General features: G+C 45.3%; 21 protein-coding genes and 1 tRNA gene. 1 reads left to right on the top strand and 21 read right to left on the bottom strand.

The window, feature by feature from the left end:
- Positions 1–16 precede the first annotated feature (16 nt).
- From HMPREF1152_RS05055 to serC, 18 genes are all read right to left on the bottom strand, one after another.
- Positions 17–430 carry a hypothetical protein gene (locus tag HMPREF1152_RS05055; RefSeq protein ID WP_009644064.1) on the bottom strand — a complete coding sequence of 138 codons (414 nt, stop codon included), beginning with the start codon at positions 428–430 and terminating at the stop codon, positions 17–19.
- A 53-nt stretch (positions 431–483) separates the two neighbouring features.
- A complete protein-coding gene (locus HMPREF1152_RS05050) occupies positions 484–1,731 on the bottom strand; it encodes an SPFH domain-containing protein (RefSeq protein ID WP_009644072.1) in 1,248 nt (415 codons plus the stop codon).
- 482 nt (positions 1,732–2,213) lie between these two features.
- On the bottom strand, positions 2,214–3,095 hold the full coding sequence (locus HMPREF1152_RS05045) for a tyrosine-type recombinase/integrase (RefSeq protein WP_009644151.1): 882 nt from the start codon (positions 3,093–3,095) through the stop codon (positions 2,214–2,216).
- A gap of 35 nt (positions 3,096–3,130) precedes the next feature.
- The gene (locus HMPREF1152_RS05040; RefSeq protein WP_036379660.1) at positions 3,131–3,667 is read right to left on the bottom strand and encodes an NUDIX hydrolase; all 537 of its coding nucleotides are present in this window, start codon (positions 3,665–3,667) and stop codon (positions 3,131–3,133) included.
- 269 nt (positions 3,668–3,936) lie between these two features.
- Positions 3,937–4,275 carry a hypothetical protein gene (locus HMPREF1152_RS05035; protein WP_009644089.1) on the bottom strand — a complete coding sequence of 113 codons (339 nt, stop codon included), beginning with the start codon at positions 4,273–4,275 and terminating at the stop codon, positions 3,937–3,939.
- 125 nt (positions 4,276–4,400) lie between these two features.
- Positions 4,401–4,955 carry a hypoxanthine phosphoribosyltransferase gene (gene hpt, locus HMPREF1152_RS05030; RefSeq protein WP_009644084.1) on the bottom strand — a complete coding sequence of 185 codons (555 nt, stop codon included), beginning with the start codon at positions 4,953–4,955 and terminating at the stop codon, positions 4,401–4,403.
- An 18-nt stretch (positions 4,956–4,973) separates the two neighbouring features.
- Positions 4,974–5,570 (bottom strand): ribosome biogenesis GTP-binding protein YihA/YsxC, encoded by a 597-nt coding sequence (yihA, locus tag HMPREF1152_RS05025; protein ID WP_009644095.1) that lies wholly within the window; start codon positions 5,568–5,570, stop codon positions 4,974–4,976.
- Between the two features lie 3 nt (positions 5,571–5,573).
- A complete protein-coding gene (gene lon, locus HMPREF1152_RS05020; protein WP_009644057.1) occupies positions 5,574–7,937 on the bottom strand; it encodes an endopeptidase La in 2,364 nt (787 codons plus the stop codon).
- A 72-nt stretch (positions 7,938–8,009) separates the two neighbouring features.
- Positions 8,010–9,281, bottom strand: a complete 1,272-nt coding sequence (clpX, locus tag HMPREF1152_RS05015; protein ID WP_009644063.1) for an ATP-dependent protease ATP-binding subunit ClpX — start codon at positions 9,279–9,281, stop codon at positions 8,010–8,012.
- A 12-nt stretch (positions 9,282–9,293) separates the two neighbouring features.
- On the bottom strand, positions 9,294–9,887 hold the full coding sequence (gene clpP / locus HMPREF1152_RS05010; protein WP_009644075.1) for an ATP-dependent Clp endopeptidase proteolytic subunit ClpP: 594 nt from the start codon (positions 9,885–9,887) through the stop codon (positions 9,294–9,296).
- A gap of 41 nt (positions 9,888–9,928) precedes the next feature.
- Entirely contained in the window at positions 9,929–11,251 is a 1,323-nt protein-coding gene (tig, locus tag HMPREF1152_RS05005; RefSeq protein ID WP_009644048.1) for a trigger factor, read from the bottom strand.
- A 74-nt stretch (positions 11,252–11,325) separates the two neighbouring features.
- A complete protein-coding gene (locus HMPREF1152_RS05000; RefSeq protein WP_009644150.1) occupies positions 11,326–11,940 on the bottom strand; it encodes a CYTH domain-containing protein in 615 nt (204 codons plus the stop codon).
- Between the two features lie 152 nt (positions 11,941–12,092).
- Positions 12,093–12,893, bottom strand: coding sequence for a glutamate racemase (murI, locus tag HMPREF1152_RS04995; RefSeq protein WP_009644070.1), 801 nt, complete (start codon positions 12,891–12,893; stop codon positions 12,093–12,095).
- Between the two features lie 45 nt (positions 12,894–12,938).
- Positions 12,939–13,024, bottom strand: a tRNA-Leu gene (locus HMPREF1152_RS04990).
- A gap of 136 nt (positions 13,025–13,160) precedes the next feature.
- Positions 13,161–13,442 (bottom strand): DUF1292 domain-containing protein, encoded by a 282-nt coding sequence (locus HMPREF1152_RS04985; protein WP_009644159.1) that lies wholly within the window; start codon positions 13,440–13,442, stop codon positions 13,161–13,163.
- 72 nt (positions 13,443–13,514) lie between these two features.
- Positions 13,515–15,428, bottom strand: coding sequence for an excinuclease ABC subunit UvrC (gene uvrC, locus HMPREF1152_RS04980; RefSeq protein ID WP_009644112.1), 1,914 nt, complete (start codon positions 15,426–15,428; stop codon positions 13,515–13,517).
- A gap of 37 nt (positions 15,429–15,465) precedes the next feature.
- Entirely contained in the window at positions 15,466–16,821 is a 1,356-nt protein-coding gene (locus tag HMPREF1152_RS04975) for a D-alanyl-D-alanine carboxypeptidase family protein (protein ID WP_242822282.1), read from the bottom strand.
- 46 nt (positions 16,822–16,867) lie between these two features.
- Positions 16,868–17,959 (bottom strand): 3-phosphoserine/phosphohydroxythreonine transaminase, encoded by a 1,092-nt coding sequence (gene serC, locus HMPREF1152_RS04970; RefSeq protein ID WP_009644111.1) that lies wholly within the window; start codon positions 17,957–17,959, stop codon positions 16,868–16,870.
- A 230-nt stretch (positions 17,960–18,189) separates the two neighbouring features.
- Here serC and HMPREF1152_RS04965 point away from each other — a divergent pair, with 230 nt between their 5' ends.
- Positions 18,190–19,314 carry a 3-phosphoglycerate dehydrogenase gene (locus tag HMPREF1152_RS04965; RefSeq protein WP_009644110.1) on the top strand — a complete coding sequence of 375 codons (1,125 nt, stop codon included), beginning with the start codon at positions 18,190–18,192 and terminating at the stop codon, positions 19,312–19,314.
- Positions 19,315–19,547: 233 nt separating this feature from the next.
- Here HMPREF1152_RS04965 and HMPREF1152_RS04960 read toward each other — a convergent pair whose 3' ends face one another.
- Genes HMPREF1152_RS04960 through HMPREF1152_RS04950 form a run of 3 tightly spaced genes read right to left on the bottom strand, consistent with a single transcriptional unit; the run spans position 19,548 to position 22,160 of the window.
- Positions 19,548–20,480, bottom strand: a complete 933-nt coding sequence (locus HMPREF1152_RS04960; RefSeq protein WP_009644049.1) for a diacylglycerol/lipid kinase family protein — start codon at positions 20,478–20,480, stop codon at positions 19,548–19,550.
- Positions 20,481–20,491: 11 nt separating this feature from the next.
- Positions 20,492–21,577: a YihY/virulence factor BrkB family protein gene (locus tag HMPREF1152_RS04955; RefSeq protein WP_009644109.1), complete on the bottom strand. Its 1,086-nt coding sequence runs from the start codon at positions 21,575–21,577 to the stop codon at positions 20,492–20,494.
- On the bottom strand, positions 21,558–22,160 hold the full coding sequence (locus HMPREF1152_RS04950) for an XTP/dITP diphosphatase (RefSeq protein WP_009644085.1): 603 nt from the start codon (positions 22,158–22,160) through the stop codon (positions 21,558–21,560). The genes HMPREF1152_RS04955 and HMPREF1152_RS04950 overlap by 20 nt, the downstream gene beginning before the upstream one ends.
- Positions 22,161–22,241: the final 81 nt, after the last annotated feature.

The following is a 22,241-nucleotide window of genomic DNA, read 5'->3' as shown; positions in this document are numbered from 1 at the left end:
GTTAAACGATATATGTTTACTTCTCTTCTTTAAACGCCTTCGTCGCAACGGCTACTATGCCGCCCACAACTATAACAATCGCGCCTATTAAGCCCACATAAAATCCCGGTCCATAGCTAAATTCCACTTTATATCCTTTAAACTCATCCTTAAATGTGGATGTAAGTAAAGCCCAAAGACCACATTGAAGAAGTCCGAATATTATTACAGGAATTCTTTTCTTAAGTAGCACAAACAAGGTTGCCAGAATAGGAGCTATCAGAAAGAGAAAAACTGTTCCCGTTCGTCCTTGGCTCTTATATGCATTGTAGATAGAGTCACTTACATTTTCACCTAAGAAAGATGCTTTATATAGTGTCAGGAATAAGGAAATAATCGTTAACACTAAACCGACGATTACAATCAGTTGCACTCTTTTATTCTTATCCATTTCTTGTTCCTCCTACATCATTAAAATAACTTCTTTTTCATAATTCATATACTTTATAACCCGAGAAGCTGCATCTTAATTCTATCGAATTCTTCCTGTGTGATTACACCTGCATCAAGAAGCTTCTTCATCTCGATCAGCTTTGCAGTAGGATCCACAGGTTGCTGTGGCTGTTGTCCATACATTTGATCATTCGGATGTTGTCCATGCATCTGATCATTCGGCTGCTGTGGCTGTTGTCCGAAGCCCGGCTGATATGTGCCCGGATTATTAGGCTGCTGCATTCCACCCATTACGTTTCCCGCAGCACCCATTCCCATGCCCATAAACGCCATGTTGGCACCACCGCCGGTTTCTCCTGCTGCCTGCATTCCTCTGGCAACAGACTGTTGCATAAATGAATTCCCACGGGTACCCGAGAGCGCATCTGCACGCTTTACATCCTTCATCATAAGCTTTGTATCTTCATCGTATTCGATGGACATAATAGCAGTTTTTACGATTTCCAGACCTCTATCCTGACGCCACTGATATCCATCATCTACAGCCTTCGAAAGAGCCTGGGCAAAGCCAATCTGATCGCCCTGAATCCTGCTCATTCTGTTTCCTTTAGAAGGATCGTTTGTATAATTCGAAAATGCGGCAGAAAGACTTCCTACTACCTCATTAAACAATTGTTCTCCTGCAGGATTATCCATATCAGCAAAGTCAAATTCAGGCGCACCCGGTGAGACAAATACCACAGGAACAAAATTCTTTATGAACAAAATCGGATCCGCTATCTTAAGTGTATATGTCCCCCTTGTAACAGCTCCAACCTGTGTTCCGAAATATGCGTCATCCCAATAGATTTCGGATTGCGTTCCAAATCTATTATTGGGAATCTCTTTCATATTTACATAGAATATCAGCTGTTGTGTTCCCGGAACACCACCAAACTTAAATCTCTCCCACGACTGCTTTACGAGCGCATCCACGGGACTATCCCCGGCAAATATAGACTTAGCGTTAGGATTGTCATTCGTATATTCATAGCCACCGGCCTCAGTTATAATTCCTGTGATTGCGCCATCTTGAATAGTTACCAGCGCCGTACCCTCGGGAACTACTATCTTGCTGCCGTTAGTTATAATGTTTTCATTACCCTTGTAGTTAGCACCTCTGCCGTTGTTTGTTCCCATCGGAACACCGGGAAACACCCCTGCCGTTGCCGATACATTTGACTTAGGACCATAGAAGTCCTTCCACTGATCTGCCAGAGATCCTCCTATAGAGCCCTTGACTGCTTGAATAAAACCCATGGTGTACCTCCTTTTCCTTTTAAATATGCCTATCATCACGTTATGGCAAGCAAGAAACTATCTTAAGTCTATTAGAGCGTAGCTACCTCGACCTTCAGCTTCTTCATTCATACCTCTATCTTCTGCTGTATGTAACTACTCGACATATCTATTTATCTAGAGTTTAACAAAAGGAAATTCACTTGTCCACCGTAAAAATACGGGGATTTTGCAGTATACTGAAAATCCCTAATAATAAGGTCGGCGTATCTGCCTGTATCATTGAGTAGCCTGTTTAATAGAATAAGAGCAGTCATTCGTTATACGAATAGCTGCTCTTGAATATTGTTTTATTACATGTCTATTACTATATATTACTGCACCTCAATCATTCGGTGCTTTTGTTTCTTTAATCGGAAACAAATTCCCCTTTGCTGCCTGTATCGCTAATGCAGTACGGTTGAAAGGCCTGTCTTAAAAAAAACCGCTTCTGCGGGCTTTTATTACGCTCTTGGGTGTGTTCGACTATATACATCTTTGATTCTAATATTGGTTACCGATAGATAAGCAATTCCTACAGACATATCGTCAAAGCCCATCAGTTCCTGAAGAGTCTTAAGATCCCCTCCATTCTGCAAGATATGTACAGCGAAGCTGTTTCTAAGAATCTGAGGAGTCATGCGGTCTTCAATACCTATCATAGCACCATACTCCTTGAGCATCTTCCAGATACCCTGCCTTGTCAGCGGCTGCCCTCTAAAATTAATAAACACGAAGCTATCGTCTGTCACCTCCGTACGTGACAAACCCGAATACGCAGTATCCTTGTACTTGCGCAGAGCCCTCTGAGCATATGAGCCAAGTGGAACAATTCTGCTTTCACCTTCCCCATCACGCAGTGTGACGAAATTCATCTTAAGGTTGATATCCTCAAATTTGAGGCGAACTACTTCCGTAACTCTGGCACCGGTCCCGTACATGAACTCAAAAAGAGCTGTGTCTCTGATACCTTTAACTGTCTGATCCGGAAGCGCAAGCAGCTTCTCCACCTCATCTATTGACAGAAACTCAATCTGCCTCTTGTCATTCTTTGCTGATTTAATCTTGGCAAACGGGTTCTCGGCAAGCGCGCCTGCCTCAATTTCGAAATCGTAGAATGTTCTTAATGAAGAAAGCTTGCGGTTGATAGTGGCCTTGGACTTGCTATCATTATTTAAATCCAGTATGTATGCGATTGAATCGCTTTCTTTGCACTCTGCCAGTTCTCTTCCACTGTGATTTTTTAGAAACTTCTCGAATGAAATAACATCCCTTCTGTAAGCCACCAACGTATTATCGGCTTTTCCCTTTGTATCCCTGAGATACGTAATGAACTCGTTTATCATAACCTAATCCTCACTATCAAATATATGCTCATAATCTAAATAATGCCCGCATTTCTGGCAAACAGCACTCCTGCAATTGTTTTGCCATCTTCAATCTTTCCGGCCATTATTTGTCCGACAACATCTTCGGGAGTCATCTTAACAATATCAATATCTTCCGTCTCATCTAAATCGGGGTCACCCCGGTTGAGATTATGACAAGCATATATCTCCAAAATTTCTTCTGAATATCCCACACTCGGTGCTAATCTCAAAAGCTTTTTCATCCGTCCCGCAGAGTAGCCTGTTTCTTCCTTGAGTTCACGTACTGCCGCTTCCTCAAACGATTCTCCGGGATCGACCTTACCCGCCGGCAGTTCAATCACCTGTTTCTTAAGCGCCTGACGCCATTGTCTCACGAGAATAATCTTACCATCGTCAGTTATCGGTATAAGTACGGCGGCTCCACCGTGTACAACAATGTCTCTGTACGACACCTTTTCATTAACCGCCAACACCTTATCCCGTCTGATATTGAAAATCTTGCCCTCGTATACAATGTTCGACTCTAACGTCTTTTCTTCGTAAGCCATAAATATTCTTAATAATCCTCCCATTTACTAATATAATTTTATCATAAAGGATTAAACAACTCGCTCTTCGTACTAAAAAAATACAAAATGCATAAATTTTAAGCTTGGTATTATTCAAAAATGGAAATATACCCCCGCAATTGTTCGACAAAAGCAGGAGTATACCTAAATAATTGATTGTGTGTCGCTCTCTTTCACATGCGCTTCTGCGCCAGTAATAAGATACAAATAGATAGTATCATCTCCAAAATTCCCTTCAGCACAATTGTTCAGTATAGGCCTAGGTTAGCAGCGAAGGCCTGCATAAATCTGGTCTTCCATTTCTTCCAAGTATTGGCGTGAGCAAATTCATCAAAACCGCCGCCACGCACCTTGACGCTTTCAATAATCCCCTTTCTATAATAATCAGGGATTTCCTCAAGCGCCCTGTTGAGACAGTCTATCTTGACAATGGCATCGTCGATTCTGTCATCAGGTCCGGCATCTGAATCCGAACTTTCAACGAGGCTTTTGAGACGCTCCATATCCCGAATCATCCACACACATTGGTAATAAACTTCTCTAGGCAAGCTCGCGCTGCCTTTTATACGGTATTGGTATTCTTTCATATACAGCTCCTCCTTTACAACACCAGTGTACGATGAACCGCGAAAAAAATAAATGGGCCTGAGCAAACAGGTCCAATACAGTCGTTAAAAGTTATTTATATTTATGATTTTATAAACATGTATGCTTAGTTTTCCTCCGGCTGAAGATAGCTGATGTAAGGGAGTCCTCTGTACTTCTGATCGAAGTCCAGTCCGTATCCGATAATGAACAAATCATCAACAGTAAACCCGATATAGTCGGCTACGAAGCCGGTCGTGCGGCGAGATGGCTTGTCGAGCATCGTACACACCTTGATAGTTTTAGGATTTCTCTCCTTGAGCTTTTCAATAAGGAAGGTCAGCGTCGTTCCGGTATCTACGATATCCTCGATGATCAGGATATTCTTCCGGTACAGATTCATATCTGTATCCATCTTGATTTTGACAACTCCTGAGCTCGTTGTGCCGGAGCCATAACTGCTAGCTTTGATAAAGTCAATGCTGGTATCCAGCTTGAGTTCCTTGAGCAGATCACACATCCAAAGTATAGATCCCTTGAGTGTACCGATTACAATTAACTCCTCACCTTCAAAATCATTCGATATCCGCTCTGCGAGCTCCTTGGCACGCTCTCTAATCTGCTCTTCAGTGTACAGAACCTTTCCGAAGATTCCGCTCTCAGATGCCTTAATGTTAGCCATTTGTTTTCCTCCGCATAATTAGTGATCATACTCATCCAGCAGCTTCTCAAGCTCATCTAACAGCTCTTCATACCCTGTTCTCTTGAGAGCACTCACTGGAATTACCTTGTCCCCCCTGGCCATACCGAGCGTCCTGCGAATCTCCGCAAGGCTCTTGCTCCTCTGGTTTCCGGACACCTTGTCAGCCTTAGTAGCAACAACTATACCGTCCAGATTGTAGTACTTGAGATACTCGTACATCTGAACATCCTGAGTTGACGGTTTGTGCCGTATGTCTACCAGCTGTATGACTTTGAGCAAGCATTCTCTGTTCTCAAGATAGCCCTCTATCATCGTACCCCACTTCTCGGATTCAGACTTAGAAACCCTCGCATAACCGTACCCGGGAAGGTCAACTATTCTAAACTCATCATTTATCCTATAGAAGTTGATTGTCCTCGTCTTACCGGGGCTGCCACTGACTCTCGCAAGACTTTTGCGTCTCGTCAGCAAGTTGAGCAATGACGATTTGCCTACATTGGATCTTCCCGCAAAGGCAATCTCCGGAACACCCTCATCCGGATATTGAGCGGCCTTAACTGCGACAGCCTCTATTTCGGCTCTGCTAATCTGCATCTCTTAACCTCTTATCTGTTTGTTAGCTGCTTCAGCCTTCCCTGCCTTCTCTGAACAATCAAGAATAATCTCCTTAAATGCATCCTCTGCAGTCTCAAGGAACACAAACTCAAGCTTCTTGCGCACTGATGCCGGAATTTCCTCGGTATCGCGCTTGTTAGCTGCCGGAAGCAGTATTTTTCTGATGCCCTGTCTATACGCAGCCAGTACCTTTTCCTTGATCCCTCCGACCGGCAGTATTCTGCCTCTAAGCGTTATCTCTCCGGTCATTGCTACATCTCTTCTGACCTGTTTGCCAGACAGTGTTGAGAACAGAGCGGAGCACATCGTCACACCTGCAGACGGACCGTCCTTAGGAGTTGCACCCTCAGGTATGTGAACTTGTATATCGTTGTCCTTGAATACGTTATCAGGAATGTCGTACTTTGAAGCGACCGATCTGATATATCCAAGAGCAGCCTGCGCCGACTCCTTCATGACATCTCCCATCTGTCCTGTCAGTATGAGTTTGCCCGTGCCGGGCATCTTGATAGTCTCTATTTCAAGCGTCACGCCGCCGACAGCTGTCCAAGCCATCCCTGTCGTTACACCAACCTCAGGCTTGAGATCGTCGAGGTCTTCTCTAAATATCTTCTTACCTAAATACTTCTCTAGATTACGAGATGTAATCAGATACTTGTGCTTCTTATCCGTAACGATTTTTTTAGCCACCTTACGGCAGATTGCACCGATAGCACGCTCCAGATTACGAACACCGGCTTCTCTCGTATAGTAGTTGATTATATCTCTGATTGCCGACTCGGAGAACGACAGCTGAGTCCTGCGAATTGCATGCTCCTTGAGCTGCTTTGGCACCAAATATTCCTGAGCAATGTTCAGTTTCTCCTCCTCGATATAGCTGGAGAGTTCGATAACCTCCATCCTGTCGAGGAGCGGCCTTGGAATAGTCTGGACGCTATTTGCAGTAGTGATAAACATCGCCCTGGACAGATCAAAGGGAACCTCCAGATAGTGGTCCGTGAACGATTTATTCTGCTCCGGATCGAGCACCTCGAGCAGCGCAGACGCAGGATCACCCCTGAAATCATTTCCAATCTTATCTATCTCATCAAGCAGAAATAGCGGATTGTTGGTTCCAACCTCGATAAAGCTGTTGATCACTCTACCGGGAATTGCTCCAACGTAAGTCCGTCTATGACCTCTTATCTCCGCTTCATCACGAACTCCGCCCAGAGACATTCTGACAAATTCTCTGTTCGTCGCGTGCGCAATCGAACGAGCGATGGAAGTCTTGCCAACTCCCGGAGGCCCTACGAGACAGATAATCGGACCTTTTGCACCCTTTGTAAGGTGCATTACAGCCAGCTGCTCGATAATCCTCTCCTTGACCTTGGTTAGGCCATAGTGCTCTTTGTTGAGAATCTTCTCGGCTTTACGGATGTTGGTATTGGTCTTGGACTCGCTGTTCCAAGGCAGCTCCAGTACAGTCTCAATGTAAGTCCTGCTCACGTTTGCGTCAGGGCTCATCATGTTCATCTTGCGGAACTTGTTGATTTCCTTGCGAAGCTTCTCGTCTATTTTCTCATCGAGTTTAAGCTCATCCAGCTTTTCAAGCCAAGCCCTGCTCTCATCCTCAGCGTCATCATCTGTCTCACCGAGCTCTTCCTTGATAACATTGAGCTGCTCACGCAGATAGTACTCGCGCTGACCCTTGCTCATGTTCTTCATCACTCTGTTGTTGATGCGTTTAGTCAGCGCAAGCACCTGATTCTCTCTGCTGAGAGCTTCTACAAGCTGCTCTATCAGGTCGCTTACAGAGTCCAGCTCCAGCAATCCCTGTAGCACATCGTAAGTTGCATCCAGCTCACCGGCAATTATGTTGGCCAGAGCTGCAGGGTCATCCACACCGTCAATCAGCGCACGAGCTGCTGCTTCTCCGGCATTGCTCATCTCAACGTATTTATAATATGTCTGCTTGAGAACTCGGGTAAGAGCTGCGAGATTGATTTCGTCATTCTCATCTACGACTGCATCTGCCATTTCACAGTCGCAATACAGTGTATCATCCTCATCATATATTGCTGAAATTTTGACGCGATTCTCGCACTCCGCGAGCACCCGCACGTATTCCTCATGGCGCTTTACAACCTGCTTAACGCGGATAAGCACGCCTGTCATGTATATGTCTTCTTCCTTTGGGGCATTTATAGAAACGTCCTTCTGGGTCGCAACTACTAGATATTTATCTTCATTCATCGCTGCGTCTAACGACTTAAGTGACTTATCTCTTCCAATATCAAATCCCACTATTGTGTTTGGAAAGAATGTCTGTCCCCTTAGCGGTATGAACGGTATTCTCACTTTCATACTCTCCTCCTGTGTCCCTATACCACAAGACGGCATCAATACTAATGCCGCCCTGAGATGTCATTTGAAATTTTATGCATCCTTTTCTTTAACCTCAGAATCAGTTACCAGAACAGGCATCGTGCCCTTTTCTACAGTATCCTTGGTGACGATGCACTTACGCACATCATTCCTCGACGGCAATTCGTACATGACGTCTGTCATCATGCTCTCAAATATGCCGCGAAGTCCTCTGGCGCCGGTTTTAAGTTCTATCGCCTTGTTGGCAATCGCCGATACGGCATCTTCCTCAACCTCAAGCTCAATATCATCCATTGCCAACATAGTTGTGTATTGCTTGATAAGAGAATTGCGCGGCTCTCTCATGATCTTGCTGAGCGCTTCTTCGCTCAGCTCATCGAGCGCTACGATTACCGGAAGTCTTCCGATAAGCTCCGGAATAATTCCGAACTTGAGAAGATCCTCGGGCTCCACAAGCGATAGAATCTCTCGTTCGTCGATGTCATGCGCACTATTGTTAGCGGAATTGAATCCGATGATCTTGTTGCCAAGCCTACGCTTGATTATTGTTGCAAGTCCGGCGAATGCACCTCCGCAGATGAACAGTACATCCTTGGTGTTAAAATGTATGAACTCCTGCATCGGATGCTTTCTACCACCTTGTGGCGGAACGTTGGCGACAGTCCCCTCGATAATCTTGAGCAACGCCTGCTGCACGCCTTCTCCGCTAACATCTCTTGTGATTGATGTGTTCTCTGACTTGCGTGCTATCTTGTCAATCTCATCGATGTAGATAATTCCTTTTTGGGCTCTCTCCAAATCACCGTCTGCAGCCTGATACAGCCTGAGCAGGATGTTCTCCACATCCTCTCCTACATATCCGGCCTCTGTGAGCGATGTAGCATCCACAATCGCAAACGGAACATCCAGTATATGCGCCATAGTCTGTGCCAGCAGCGTCTTGCCGCTCCCCGTCGGTCCAAGCATAAGCACATTGCTCTTCTGCAGCTCCACTGCAGCCTTACCGCTGTCTGCCGAATTGTTCTCTAAATATTTTATTCTCTTATAGTGATTGTAAACGGCAACCGCCAGGCTTTTCTTAGCCTCATCCTGCTCGATTACATATTCTCCTAATTCTGCTGCAATCTCCTTCGGAGTTGGTAAAGAAGTCAGTGTCTCGTGCGCCTCCCCGGTAATTCCATCCTCCTTGAGGAGCTCGGAACACAGTTCAATACACTCGTTACAAATATTTACATCCTGACCTACTATAATTCGCCTTACCTGAGAGCTTGTCTTGCCGCAGAAGGAGCACACCAACTCATTGGGTTTATAGTTATTCTCCAAGTCCGCCTCCCGTTATTTGCCCGATTCTTCCTTTGTCAGTACCTTATCGACTAAACCGTACTCAACCGCCTCGGAAGCAGACATGAAGTTATCACGGTCTGTATCCCTGACTATAGTCTCATAAGGCTGTCCGGTTGCCTCTGACAAGATGGTGTTTAGCTTTTCCTTAGTCTTCTGCATCCATTCCGCCTGAATCTTGATATCAGACGCCTGTCCCTTGGCTCCTCCGAGCGGCTGATGAATCATAATCTCAGCGCTAGGAAGCGCAAAGCGCTTACCCTTTGTACCGGCTGCCAGGAGAACCGCGCCCATGCTGGCAGCCATGCCGAAGCAGATGGTAGCAATATCAGGCTTAACATAATTCATAGTATCGTAGATACCCGTGCCTGCCGTTACGGAGCCGCCCGGTGAATTGATATAGATATTTATATCCTTCTCGGGATCTTCGGCTTCGAGAAATAATAGCTGTGCAACAACCACGCTGGCGAGATGATCATCTATCTCCTGATCTATAAAGATAATTCTATCCTTGAGCAATCGGGAATAGATGTCATAGCTGCGTTCACCGCCGCATGTCTGCTCAACTACGTAAGGTATTAAACTCACTATATTCTCCTCCTTGTGGCAGATCTATCACAGAGGACAGCTTACTTGCTCTCCTCTTCTGCCTTCTCTTCCTTCTTTTCAACCAGCTTAGCATTATCGAACATGAAGTCGATTGCCTTGCGAGTCTTAACGTCCTCAGCGAAGAACTTCATGTTGTCCTCGCCCATTACCTTCTTAACCTGCTCAACAGTCTGGCCGTACTGTTCAGCGAACTTCCTGAGCTCATCCTCAAGTTCAGCCTCTGTTGCTTCGATGCCTTCCTTAGCTACGACTGCTCTGATGAGAATTCTCATTGCAACTCTCTTATTGGCATCCACTCTGGCTCCCTCTCTTACATCCTTCATAGTCTGTCCGAGAATCTGCATGTACTGATCGAGTGACATGCCCTGATAAGCTAGCTGCTGATTCATCTCGTTTAGCATTCTGTCTATCTCATCCTCAACCATTGAAGCCGGAACATCAACCTCGTTAGTCTCACAGAGCTTATCGAGAAGCTCATTCTTCATCTGAGTCTCGTCTCCGTCCCTGGCATTCTTCTCGAGATTCTTCTTGACGTCAGCCTTGAGCTCAGCGAGTGTCTCAAACTCACTTACGTCACTTGCAAGGTCGTCATCAATCTCCGGTAGTACCTCAACCTTGATCTCATGAATCTTAGTCTCAAATAGAGCATCCTTTCCGGCAAGATCCTTAGCGTTGTAATTTTCAGGGAATGTAACCTTAACATCTACAGTTTCTCCTGCATCCTTTCCGATTAACTGTTCTTCAAATCCCGGGATGAACTGTCCGGAACCGAGCTTGAGCTCAAAGTTTTCAGCATTACCACCGTCGAAGTGCTTTCCGTCGATTGAACCATCGAAGTCGATAACTACAGTATCTCCATCCTGAGTCTTGCGACCTTCTACAGTCTCAAGCCTGGCCTGGCTCTGTTGAATCCTCTTCAGGTCTGCATCAACGTCGGCATCTGTAACCTCCGAAGCAACCTTTGTCACCTCCAGGCCCTTGTAATTCTTAACCTCTATCTCAGGGAAGAGCTGCACAGTCGCTATTACTGTAACTTCATCGCCCTTCTTAATCTCACCAATCTCAAGCTGAGGGTTAGCAACAACCTCTAAATCGAGTTCAACCACTGCTTCAGGATATGCCTTGTTGAGCAAGCCGTTAAGAGCCTCATCGTAGAATATGTCATTTCCATAGTTGCTCTCGATGATCTTTCTTGGAGCTTTACCCTTGCGGAAACCGTCGATTGAGAACTTATCCTTGTTCTTTTTGTACGCGTCTACAATCGCATCCTCGAACTCATCAGCTGTGAAGACGACAGTGAATTTTGCGATGTTGTCTTCCTTGGAAATAAGGTTAGTGTTCATTATATAGCCTCCTAAATTTTGTTTCTAAATAATTAATGTCGATATTATGTTGTGTATATGGTTCTGCGTTGCAGTTAATCGGCAAATCCCTTCTGTAGCTTGGAAATGTTCTCCGGATTAAGATTGTACTTCTCCGCAAGCTTTCTCGCTATGTACTTGAAATCATCTTCGCTGCCGTGATACCACTCCAACTCCATTTCTGAAATCGGGACCTCACCGGATTCGCCATAAATTGTTCCAATGTCAAACGACAGTGCGCTTATCGAATCGCCCGTGTCGATTTTGAGAAGCCTTCTAATAAAATCCATCTTGACTACTTCGTGCAGCTTCTTCTTGCCTGCGGCCTTGATAAGTACGTCATACGCATCGCTTGACTCGAATGCGTCGATGTCCGGTTCAAGAGCGAATCGCTCGTCGTTGATAACCAGATTGAACTCTTCTCTCGAATGAAGCCCGGCTTCAACCCTATTGTCCCACTTTATTGTCGCGGTAATTCGGTCATTTTCATATCTGACCCTGTAGGCAATCCCTGCCTTGCGAAGATCCAAATTATCTGTGTCAAAATAAATCGCCTTCATGCTGATTTCTTCCAGGGTATTACGGTCAACGTAATCATCCAGCATAGAGTCCCCCAAAATCTTGTCAACAAGAGACGAATCATCGATGCGAAATTTAAACTCTGTTTCCATATATACTCCCAATAGCCGCCACTACGGCATTCTTCATAATATCAATTGATTCTACATAAAAGTGCTGATTTTGTCAATGCGATAGGCTGTTTGGCACATAGTTTTGAGCTTTTTTACACACTTTTAACATAAAAAATACCGCTTTCGCGGTACTATTCGTCTAGTTTCTTTAATTTAATTTTTGTATCGTACCCTTCAAATAGCGTATCTGTCATCCTCAGGAAGCTTTCCGACAGATCGCTGGCGTAAAATCTGTCCGGAAATTCGTTTTCCGATGCCAGCAGCTCACCCTCTGTTAGGATTTTTACCACATCACTGATAACCTCCGCAGATGAATTATAAAGCTTTATGTCCGGATAAAGCTTCTCGATATTGCTTGCTATCAGCGGATAATGTGTACATCCGAGGATAAGACTGTTGATTTGATTTTTCTTTACGAAGTCATCCATATAGTACCTGACCGTGAGATCCATAATCTCGTTGTCAATAATCCCATCTTCAATCAACGGTACAAGCGCCGGACACGCCAGGCTATGTGTTCTGATGCCGGGATTAAGTTCATGAATCCTCTCGGCATATACTCCGCTCCCAATCGTGACCTTGGTTCCGATGATACCGACATTATCTACTCCGTCAGCTGCAACGTGCCTGGCCGTCGGCTCTATTACTCCAACTATCGGAACATCCGGATGCAGATCCCTCAGCATGTCTAGCGCCATAGCAGTAACAGTGTTGCAGGCTATCACAATCAACTTTACATTTTTGCTAACCAGATAGTCTACAATCTGCGCGGAGAACTTGCGCACAGTTTCCGGCGACTTGGATCCGTATGGTGTCCTCGCAGTATCTCCAAAATACAAGACTTTTTCATTTGGAAGAGTTTTCTTGAGAACAGGTATGCTAGTCAGTCCGCCTAATCCCGAATCAAAGAACCCTATAGCTCTGTTGTCCATATCCTTCTCCTTGAAAAAAGAACCCTTGCCTGAGCAAGGGTAGCCTGGTGCGGATGGAGGGACTCGAACCCTCATGACTGGTGGTCACACGGACCTGAACCGTGCGCGTCTGCCAATTCCGCCACATCCGCTCATTTAATCAATAATTCAAATAGACAGGTGACATTATACAATAATATCCGCACCTTGTAAACATTAAATAATCACAGTAAAACCGCGCCGAAGCACTCAGCGCGGTAAACAATATCTAATCTATAGCAGCATATACTATTCATCTACCTCAGACATTGCTGCTTCGAAAGCCTTTACTGCGTTGTTGAATTCATCCTCGTCATCGATGTCAACGATATCAAATGTTTCAGGATCTATATCCTTGTAGCCGTAGATGTACACGTCGTCTGTACCGTCGATTGGTGCAAGTGCTATATACTCCTTCGAATCGGCCTCGAATGTTCCTAAAACATCACAATCAACTGCAGTTCCGTCATCAAACTCAAGAGTGATAATATCCTCTTCCTCTTCAATCATGTTGCGTTCTTCCTGAGACATGGTTACTCTCCTTTTCTCTATCACTGTGAGGTTAATATAACATTATTATGTTCATTTATCAATGTATTTCCGCTATTTCTTGCCAAAGTATTCAAGAATGTTTTCAGCCGCCTTACTGCTGATGGAATCGCACTCCAGCAGCTCATCGTAGCTTGCGCGCTTAATCGATTCGATATTTTTAAAATGTCTGAGCAATTCTTTTCGTCTGGCAGGACCGATCCCCGGTATTTCCTCAAGCGCAGACTTTGTCATCTCCGATGTCCGTCTGCCCCGCTGGAAGGTTATTGCAAACCTATGCACCTCTTCCTGTATTCTGCCGCAATAGCTATACAGCATCGGCTCGTCCCTGAGCTCAATCTCAGTTCCATCACCGAATATAATCGCTCTAGTTCTGTGTACGTCATCCTTCGCAAGACCGACAACCGGTATCGACATACGAAATGCAGCGACAACATTTTGTACCGCATGCACCTGTCCGAGGCCTCCATCTATGAAAAATATGTCCGGATACCTGTTGAACCCCGCATCGTTATCCTTAGCTCGCTTCAGCCTCCTATATATGACCTCCTGCAGTGAAGCGTAGTCATCACCCTCTGCGTCGGCACTCTTTATCTTGAATTTCCTGTAATCATTCCTGACAGGCTTTGCTCCCTCATACACGACCATTGCTCCTACAGTATCAAGCCCATTCATGTTGGATATATCATACGCTTCGATGCGATACTCTCTATCATCTCCATCTTCTATTATGTATGGGACAGAGCCTTCAATATCTGACGCGCGCTTAATAAGCTTGGTTATCTCATTTCTCAGATTGTCCCTCTTCTCCGCGTCCCGTTCAGCTCTTTCATCAAGCCCTTTGACAACCTGCAGAGAGTCGCTGATTGCGAGATCGAGAATAGCCTTTTTCTCGCCGCGCTCAGGAACTGTAATCTTGGTACGGTGTGCCGTATCACTCTTTGCCTTGGCATTTTCGGCGTTGGTGTTATCGAGAAGTCCCTTGACAAGGTCCTCTTCATCAATATGCTCGGTCAGCAAAATTTCCTTTGGCAGCTTTGCACTTCCCGTATAGTACTGCTTGATAAACGCCTCAATCAATTCATTCCCGGAGCCCCCGAGCTCCGGATCCGCCTCATCCATATAGTGTATTTCCCTGCCGAGGAGCTTCCCCTCTCTCACCTTGTATTGCGCAACTATCTGACTATTCTGAGCAGCAAGCGGCAGCAGGACATCCACATCCCTATCACTCGCCATAGTGGCACGCTGTGTCTCGCCAAGCGCCTTAAAAGCATTTATGTAATCTCTGTACTTTGCCGCCTCTTCATATTCAAGCTTATCGGATGCCTCCAGCATTTTCCCCTTCAAGTCTTTTATCAGCTTTGCATCCTTGCCATTCAAAATCTTGAGTATGCTCTCTATCATCTCATCATACTCGGATTTGTCTGCGGCATTAATGCAGATACCTTTGCACTTACCGATATAGTAGTTTAGGCACGGACGGACATTTGCAGGGAACTCCTTGGTCTTGCACTTCTTGACGGGATAAATCTCGTCAATCAGCTTAATTATCCTGCTTACCGCTCCGCTATCCGAATACGGTCCGAAATATTTGTTGCCGTCTCTCTTCACCTCTCGGGTTCTGACTACACGCGGGAACTCTTCGCTTACCGTAACCTCAATGTACGGATACGTCTTGCCGTCCTTAAGCAGGATGTTATACTTAGGCATGTATTTCTTGATGAGATTGCACTCCAAGATGAGTGCCTCCATCTCCGTGGCGCACGTGATATAATCAAACTCCGCAATATTCTCGACCATCGCCAGCACCTTTGGAGTGTGCTGCGAATTTTTGTGGAAATATTGCGAAACCCTGTTCCTTAACTTAATAGCCTTGCCAACGTAAATTACGTTACCAAGGCTATCCTTATGCATATAGACTCCCGGTGAAAGCGGAAGCTTTTTCAGTTCCTCTTCGATGTTAAACATTGCTTGATATTTCTAAAATCTCCAGTATATACATAGTCTATTTGTAATTCCAGTTACGCCTTTTTCTGTCTTCCTCAATCTCCAGACGCTGCCGGGCAATCTCGCGAATCTTCTCCTTGTGCTTTCTCGCTCTCATGCGCTTTCTACGACGTTTTATATTCCCGGCGCGAACAATCAGCAACACAATTATCAGCAGAATTACGCAGATTATGACAGTCATCGTATTTGAAATGTATATATACGATGGAAGCCACCCAAGGCTGACATCTTCCTTGACGACGAGATCAACAGTACCGGTTAGCTCATCAGCCACGTATATCCTGTATTCACCGACCTTGTCTCCTGCCTTTATCGGAGCTTCCACGTTGTCGAAAATAACCGATTCCGTCTTTACAAGAGAATCACTGCCCTCCGGCGGAATATATACGTAGCCCTTGCCCGAGGTATACGCCGCCAGTCTGGTCTTTGCTCCGTGCTTAATCCTGACCTTACCGATCTTGACATCCTTTTTGATTATCACCTTTTGAGTTGCCTTTTGGAACCCATAGTCGAGAAGTTTGGTCGCATCTGTAGTCGATTTACCCGGAGCTTCATCAAACAACACGACAATCAGGTTCATATCGTTCCTAATGGCACTGGCAAGGAAAACCTCCTTAGAATCCGGTTCGCTTAGCTTCGAATAGCTTCCTCCCTTAAAGCCCTTATAGGAAGAGCTGCCGGACATGAACGGATGAGTATTTTCAATAGTTTTATCCCCGTTACCGTCTGTGACCTTTACCGAGTGACGATCTTCGCCGGACATCCGCTTAATCACACCGTACTGGTTTGCAGCTTTCGCAATCTTGGCAGTATCTTCAACTGTGGAAAACTGGTCCGTATTATACGCACCAGTTGAATTTGTATATCTGGTATTGACGAGCCCCAGCTGTTGAGCCTTGGAATTCATCTGGTCGACAAAATTCGACTCAGTTCCTGCAGAATATGTGGCCAATGCCTTGGCAGACTCCACATCTCCCGACATGAGCATCGTGTACATCAAATCCTCTACCTTGACGCTCGAACCCACGGGATAAGTCGTGCCGGCGCTGTACATATCTTCAGTTATCTGGACGCTGTTCTTATATTCCTTATCATCGTGCATATTATCGATGACTACCATAGCCACCATCAGCTGCACTGTGCTCCCCGGTGGAAGCTTTCTATCCCTATGAGATGAAAATACCACCTCATTTGTAGACGCCGAAAGGACGATCGCCGACTGCGCCTGTATCTCCGGAGCAGTAACATCGCTCGTCTTAGCTTTTGCCTTTTTCTTAGATGCTGCAAAGCTTGTATTAATATTGATGGTGACCATCAATGACGACACCAAAATCATCGCCAAGACGGCCACCATAATTCTCACAAGACTTTTATTAATATTTTTTGAATTAATAATCCTGTTATTTGTTCTCATTCTCAAACTTTTCCATGTAAGCAACGAGAGTCTCAACGCCTTCCTTAGGCATTGCGTTATATATGCTTGCTCTCATTCCGCCGACAGATCTGTGACCTGCAAGGTTGATCATGCCCGCCTCCCTTGCGCCGGCAATGAACTTCTTGTCTAGGTCTGCATCGCCGGTTACAAACGTGATATTCATTAGCGATCTGTCCTCCTTAGCAACGGACGGCTTGAACATCTCGCTCTTGTCGAGATAATCGTAGAGAATCTTTGCCTTCTCAACGTCTCTCTCGTGAGTTGCCTTGACACCGCCATTTCTAAGAAGATACTTAAACACCTCGCCTGCTACATAGATTGGATAGCAAGGTGGAGTGTTGTACATCGAACCCTTCTTAGCGTGTGTTGCATAATCGAGATAGATCGGAGTATTCGCTGGAGCGTGTCCTACGAGATCCTTTCTTACTATAACGATTGTAACACCAGCTGGAGCAACATTCTTTTGAGCACCTGCGTAGATGAGACCGAATTTGGTTACATCAATCTCTTCAGATAAAATGCACGAAGACATATCCGCAACAAGCATGTGATCTCCTACGTTAGGAATCTCGTTGCAGTGTGTTCCGTAAATAGTGTTGTTGTAGCATACGTATACGTAGTCTACATCGGGTCTGATATCCTCAGGTGTAATCTTAGGGATGTATGAATACAGATCATCCTCAGAGCTTGCAACAACCTTAACATCACCAAACTTAGTAGCCTCTTCATAAGCCTTCTTAGCCCAGTTGCCGGTTACAAGGTAATCAGCCTTCCCGCTTCCTGTCATCAGGTTAATCGGTACCATCGAGAACTGTAGAGTTCCACCACCCTGAAGGAACAGAACATAATAATCATCAGGAATGTTCATAAGCTCTCTCAGGTTCTTCTCAGCATCGTCGATAATCTGCTGGAATTCTGCGGATCTGTGGCTCATCTCCATTACAGACTCACCGGTTCCCTCATAGTTCAACATCTCAGCAGCAGCCTTTTCCAGTACCTCAACAGGGAGAGTAGAAGGACCTGCAGAAAAGTTGAATACGCGTTCATTTGTAGCCATCTAAATACCTCCAAATTTGTTTCAAACTTACACGAGAATTGTAGCACTTTCAACATTGAATGTAAAGAATAATAATGCTATACTTGATTACGTAAATAGCGCATTTTTCAACACTTGCGGCACTGTTCACGCCGTAACTGTGCACGATAAATGAACTATTGAGATTGATTTGTTTTTCAGCATTATGACCACACCGTTCCCGAACGGGTGGCAAGAGGAGGTACTTAAGAATGGACAAATTTTATATCGGTACGCTCAACAACATCTCCGAGGCAGGGCTCGGCAGACTCACTGATAAGTATGAGTTGACAGAAGATATAGACAAGGCAAACGGGATCGTTGTTCGCAGCTACAAGATGCACGAGATGGATTTCTCCGACAACCTTATGGCTATAGGAAGAGCCGGCGCCGGCGTCAACAACATTCCTCTGGACAGATGTGCAGAGGACGGCATCGTTGTATTCAACGCACCCGGAGCGAATTCCAACGCGGTTAAGGAGCTGGTTATCTCAGCAATGATCATGGGAGCTAGAAATATGTACGAGGGAGTCGCTTGGGCAAATACCCTCGAGGGCGATGTTGCCGGACAGGTTGAAAAGGGCAAAAAACAGTTCGCCGGTACAGAGATTTCCGGCAAGACACTCGGAATTATCGGCCTCGGTGCAATCGGTGCAAAGGTTGCAAACGCAGCACACGCACTCGGTATGAACATCGTTGGTAATTCTGTAGTCGTTCATCCTATTCTCAGTGCTCCATGCGAGATGTATGATGATGTAGCTGAAATGGTTAAAGTTTGCGACTACATTTCTATCCACGTTCCTTCACTTCCGGAGACTAAGGGCATGATCAATAAGGATCTCATCGCCAACATGAAGGAAGGAGTAATCATTCTCAACTTTGCCAGACCTGATCTGGCCGTAAACGCAGATATTCTGGCTGGAATTGAATCCGGTAAGATCAGAAAGTACCTCACAGATGTTCCTAACGAGGAGCTTGTAGGTAAGGCCGGCGTAATCACCACACCACACCTCGGAGCTTCCACAGCAGAGGCTGAAGAAAACTGTGCTTCTATGGCTGTTGATGAGCTTATGGCTTACCTCGAGGAAGGAACCATCAAGAACTCTGTTAACTTCCCAGGCGTTGAGCTTGCAGGTAAGGCCGGCTTCAAAAAGGTATGCGTTCTGTACAAGGGCGAGATCGATATCGAGGCTGCTATCAAGGCTGCTTACGGAGATGTTGCGGATGTATGCGTTGGCAGGAGCCGCACTGAATACGGTGCTGCAATCGCTCTCGTTGCTGCTGATGCAGCCGGTGAGCTTGCAGGCGAGGGCATCCTAAAGGTTCGCGAGCTATAAGGTATAAGCTGCGCCTATGGTTTGATCGACATAGCTCGGTTGAATTTCTATATTTGCAAAGCAGCGAAACACCGAGATGGCGTATCATTAAACATATGACATAATCCGGCAGGATGCGAAGCATCATTGCCGGATTTCTGATTTCTCTTATTTGATTGAATATCAAGTATGTTTTTAAGCGTTACTTGATAATTGCTGCGCCGGACTAAACTCGCTATCCCCGCCAATGTATGCTAAACGAGTATATCGATAGCATCGCAAACGGTATCGATATTGATTACACTTGCGCCGGGCTCATACTCCCCATCCAAGGTCCAAGGAATAGCTTCGCTCATCTCAAACCTTACCGTCTTGGCACTGTAAAAGGCAATGTCTTTAGTGTCCAGATCGTTTGCCAGAATAGATCTGGCAATAGAATTCAGATCCAGCAGGTTCCTGGGTGACTTGATCAGCAAGATCTCCATCAAGCCATCATTCATGTCAACCTTGAAGGAGTCGAGCTTAATCATACCTCCGACTGAAGTCGAATTACATACTGCACCAAAGATCAAATTTTCCTCGATAACTCTCTCACCTGCCATGCCTTCATCGGTGATGACTTTGACATGATGTGACTTGATATTGACGATATCCTTGATCCCTTGCATTACATATGCGGTATGTCCCAGAATATTTTTGAGGTTCTGCGGCACTGAATATGCCGTACTCGTAAATGCTCCGAAGGAAGCGACATACGAGAAGAATCGTCCGTTAAACGAACCAACATCAAGCGTAATAGCCTCGCCGTTTGCAATGGAATTTGCAGCCTCAATGATGTTTTTGGACAGACCGATGCTCGCACCGAAATCGTTGGTACTTCCTGCCGGTATATAACCTATCCTGCACTTAGCCCCAGATGAAATAACACCATCGATCATCTCGTTGAATGTTCCGTCTCCTCCGGCACAGGCCATGACATCACAGTCATTCGCGTACCGGACAGCAAACTCACGCGCATCTCCGGACTTCGCAGTAATCAGCACACTTGTTATGAATCCGGCATCAGAAAAGGTCTGAAGAATATCTACCATATACTTATTGGCCTGCATAGTGCCTGCACGCGGATTTAAGATAAATACAAGCTTTTTCCTATCAATTCTTTCGCTATTTACGTTAGTTTCTTTCATGTATTCCCTCGCTATAGATGGCGGCGTGCCTTCTTCTGTTTCTCCTTACGGAGCTCTTCCTCGTAACCCTTGACGAATTTGCGGCTCATCTTAACTGCAAGAGTCTCGGTACCGTAGTCGTCATCTCCCGTAATAAAGTATTTCTTATATAGATCTTCACCTAACAAATTAGACTGTTTTTCAATATACTCGATCATCCTGTCGTGACTGAGCCTGTCGCGTTCCATGACTTCATCCCAAGCCTTGTTAAACATCATACCTATGCAGAGAATCCATGAAATAATATAGAACCACAGCATCAGAGCGACAATGGATGAGAATGCGCCATACAGGATATCGTAATTGGTAGCATATCCGATATAATACGCGTAAATGCTCGTCGCGATCAGAATTCCGAGTGAAGAGAATACGGCTCCGGGCAGTATCGCACGCAGCGGAACCCTCACGAGCGGTAAGATATAATAATTCAGCGTAATCATAGCGAAAAATGACCCGGCTACGATTGGTAGTCTAAGTCCGAGCAACACCTGCGAAAAGATGCTGCCTTTGAACAGCTTGGAGAATATCTCTTCACCGTATACAAATACGACAAGTGTAAAAGCGACGGCAAATATCGTAAGAGCTGCCGTCGGAACCGCTTTAATCCTCTCCTTGAAAAAGTTGAATTTATATGCACCGTCGGTTAACGTATAACTGGTCAATCTGGAAAGCGAGAATTCCAAGGCCGAAGCCGCCCAAAGTGCCAGGAAAATCAGCACAAAGTTGCCGAGTCTAACCGAAGAAGCCGAAAACAGTCCCATGACGAAGCTGCTCAACGTAGAATCGACATTGTGGTCCAGCCAGTTTTTGATGATATCCAGAGACAAATCAAAGACGCCCAGCAGCTGCGACAGCACGATGAGCGTCGGAACGCTGGCCATGAAAAAGAAATATGCAATCTGCGCAGCGAAGCCGGCATAATACTGGTCGTCAAACTGCCGAAAAATGTGAAAGCCGATTCTAACCAGATTGTCCTTGGTAAGACGGACCTTTTCATTCTCACCCTCTCCAATATTCTCCGTATTTAAATTTGAAGCATTATTTATCTCTTTGCTCACGAATTAATTCCTCTAGCTTGTGAAGAGACTTAGCTCTGTGGCTTATCTTGTTCTTGAGCTCAACAGAAAGCTCTCCAAAAGTCTTATCATAACCTTTAGGGATGAATAACGGATCATAGCCAAAGCCATGGTCTCCACGTATTTCCTCAGCAATAGAGCCCTCACACTCACCTCGAGCCACGAGCTTCTTGCCGTCCGGGTAGATGAGTGTGATGACGGAGACAAATTTAGCGCCTCTCTCATCTGCAGGGATTCCATCCATCAGCTGAAGTAACTTTACGTTATTATCGTGAGGAGTGCAACCTTCTCCTGCAAATCTTGCGGAATACACTCCCGGCTTTCCGCCGATGCAGTCGACGGCAATTCCACTATCATCTGCAACTACTATTCCGTCGCACTGCTTGGCGATTGTAGAGGCTTTGATATATGAGTTTTCTTCAAAAGTGGTGCCGGTCTCCTCAATATCGTCCTTGGGAAGCCCCATCTCATCGCGTGATACTACATCCATCCCGAACTTCGAGAATATCTCACGCATTTCGTCAATTTTCCCTTTGTTCTGTGTCGCCAGAATTACTTTATTCATTACTATATATCTCCTTATCCATTACCCTTTTTGTTACAGATTATTTAATAATCATGCTCGCGATATGTAATATTTCTCTTT

Origin of the sequence: Mogibacterium sp. CM50 (assembly GCF_000293155.1) — a bacterium.
GTDB lineage: Bacteria > Bacillota > Clostridia > Peptostreptococcales > Anaerovoracaceae > Mogibacterium > Mogibacterium timidum.
This window is presented reverse-complemented; position numbering and strand designations above follow the sequence as displayed.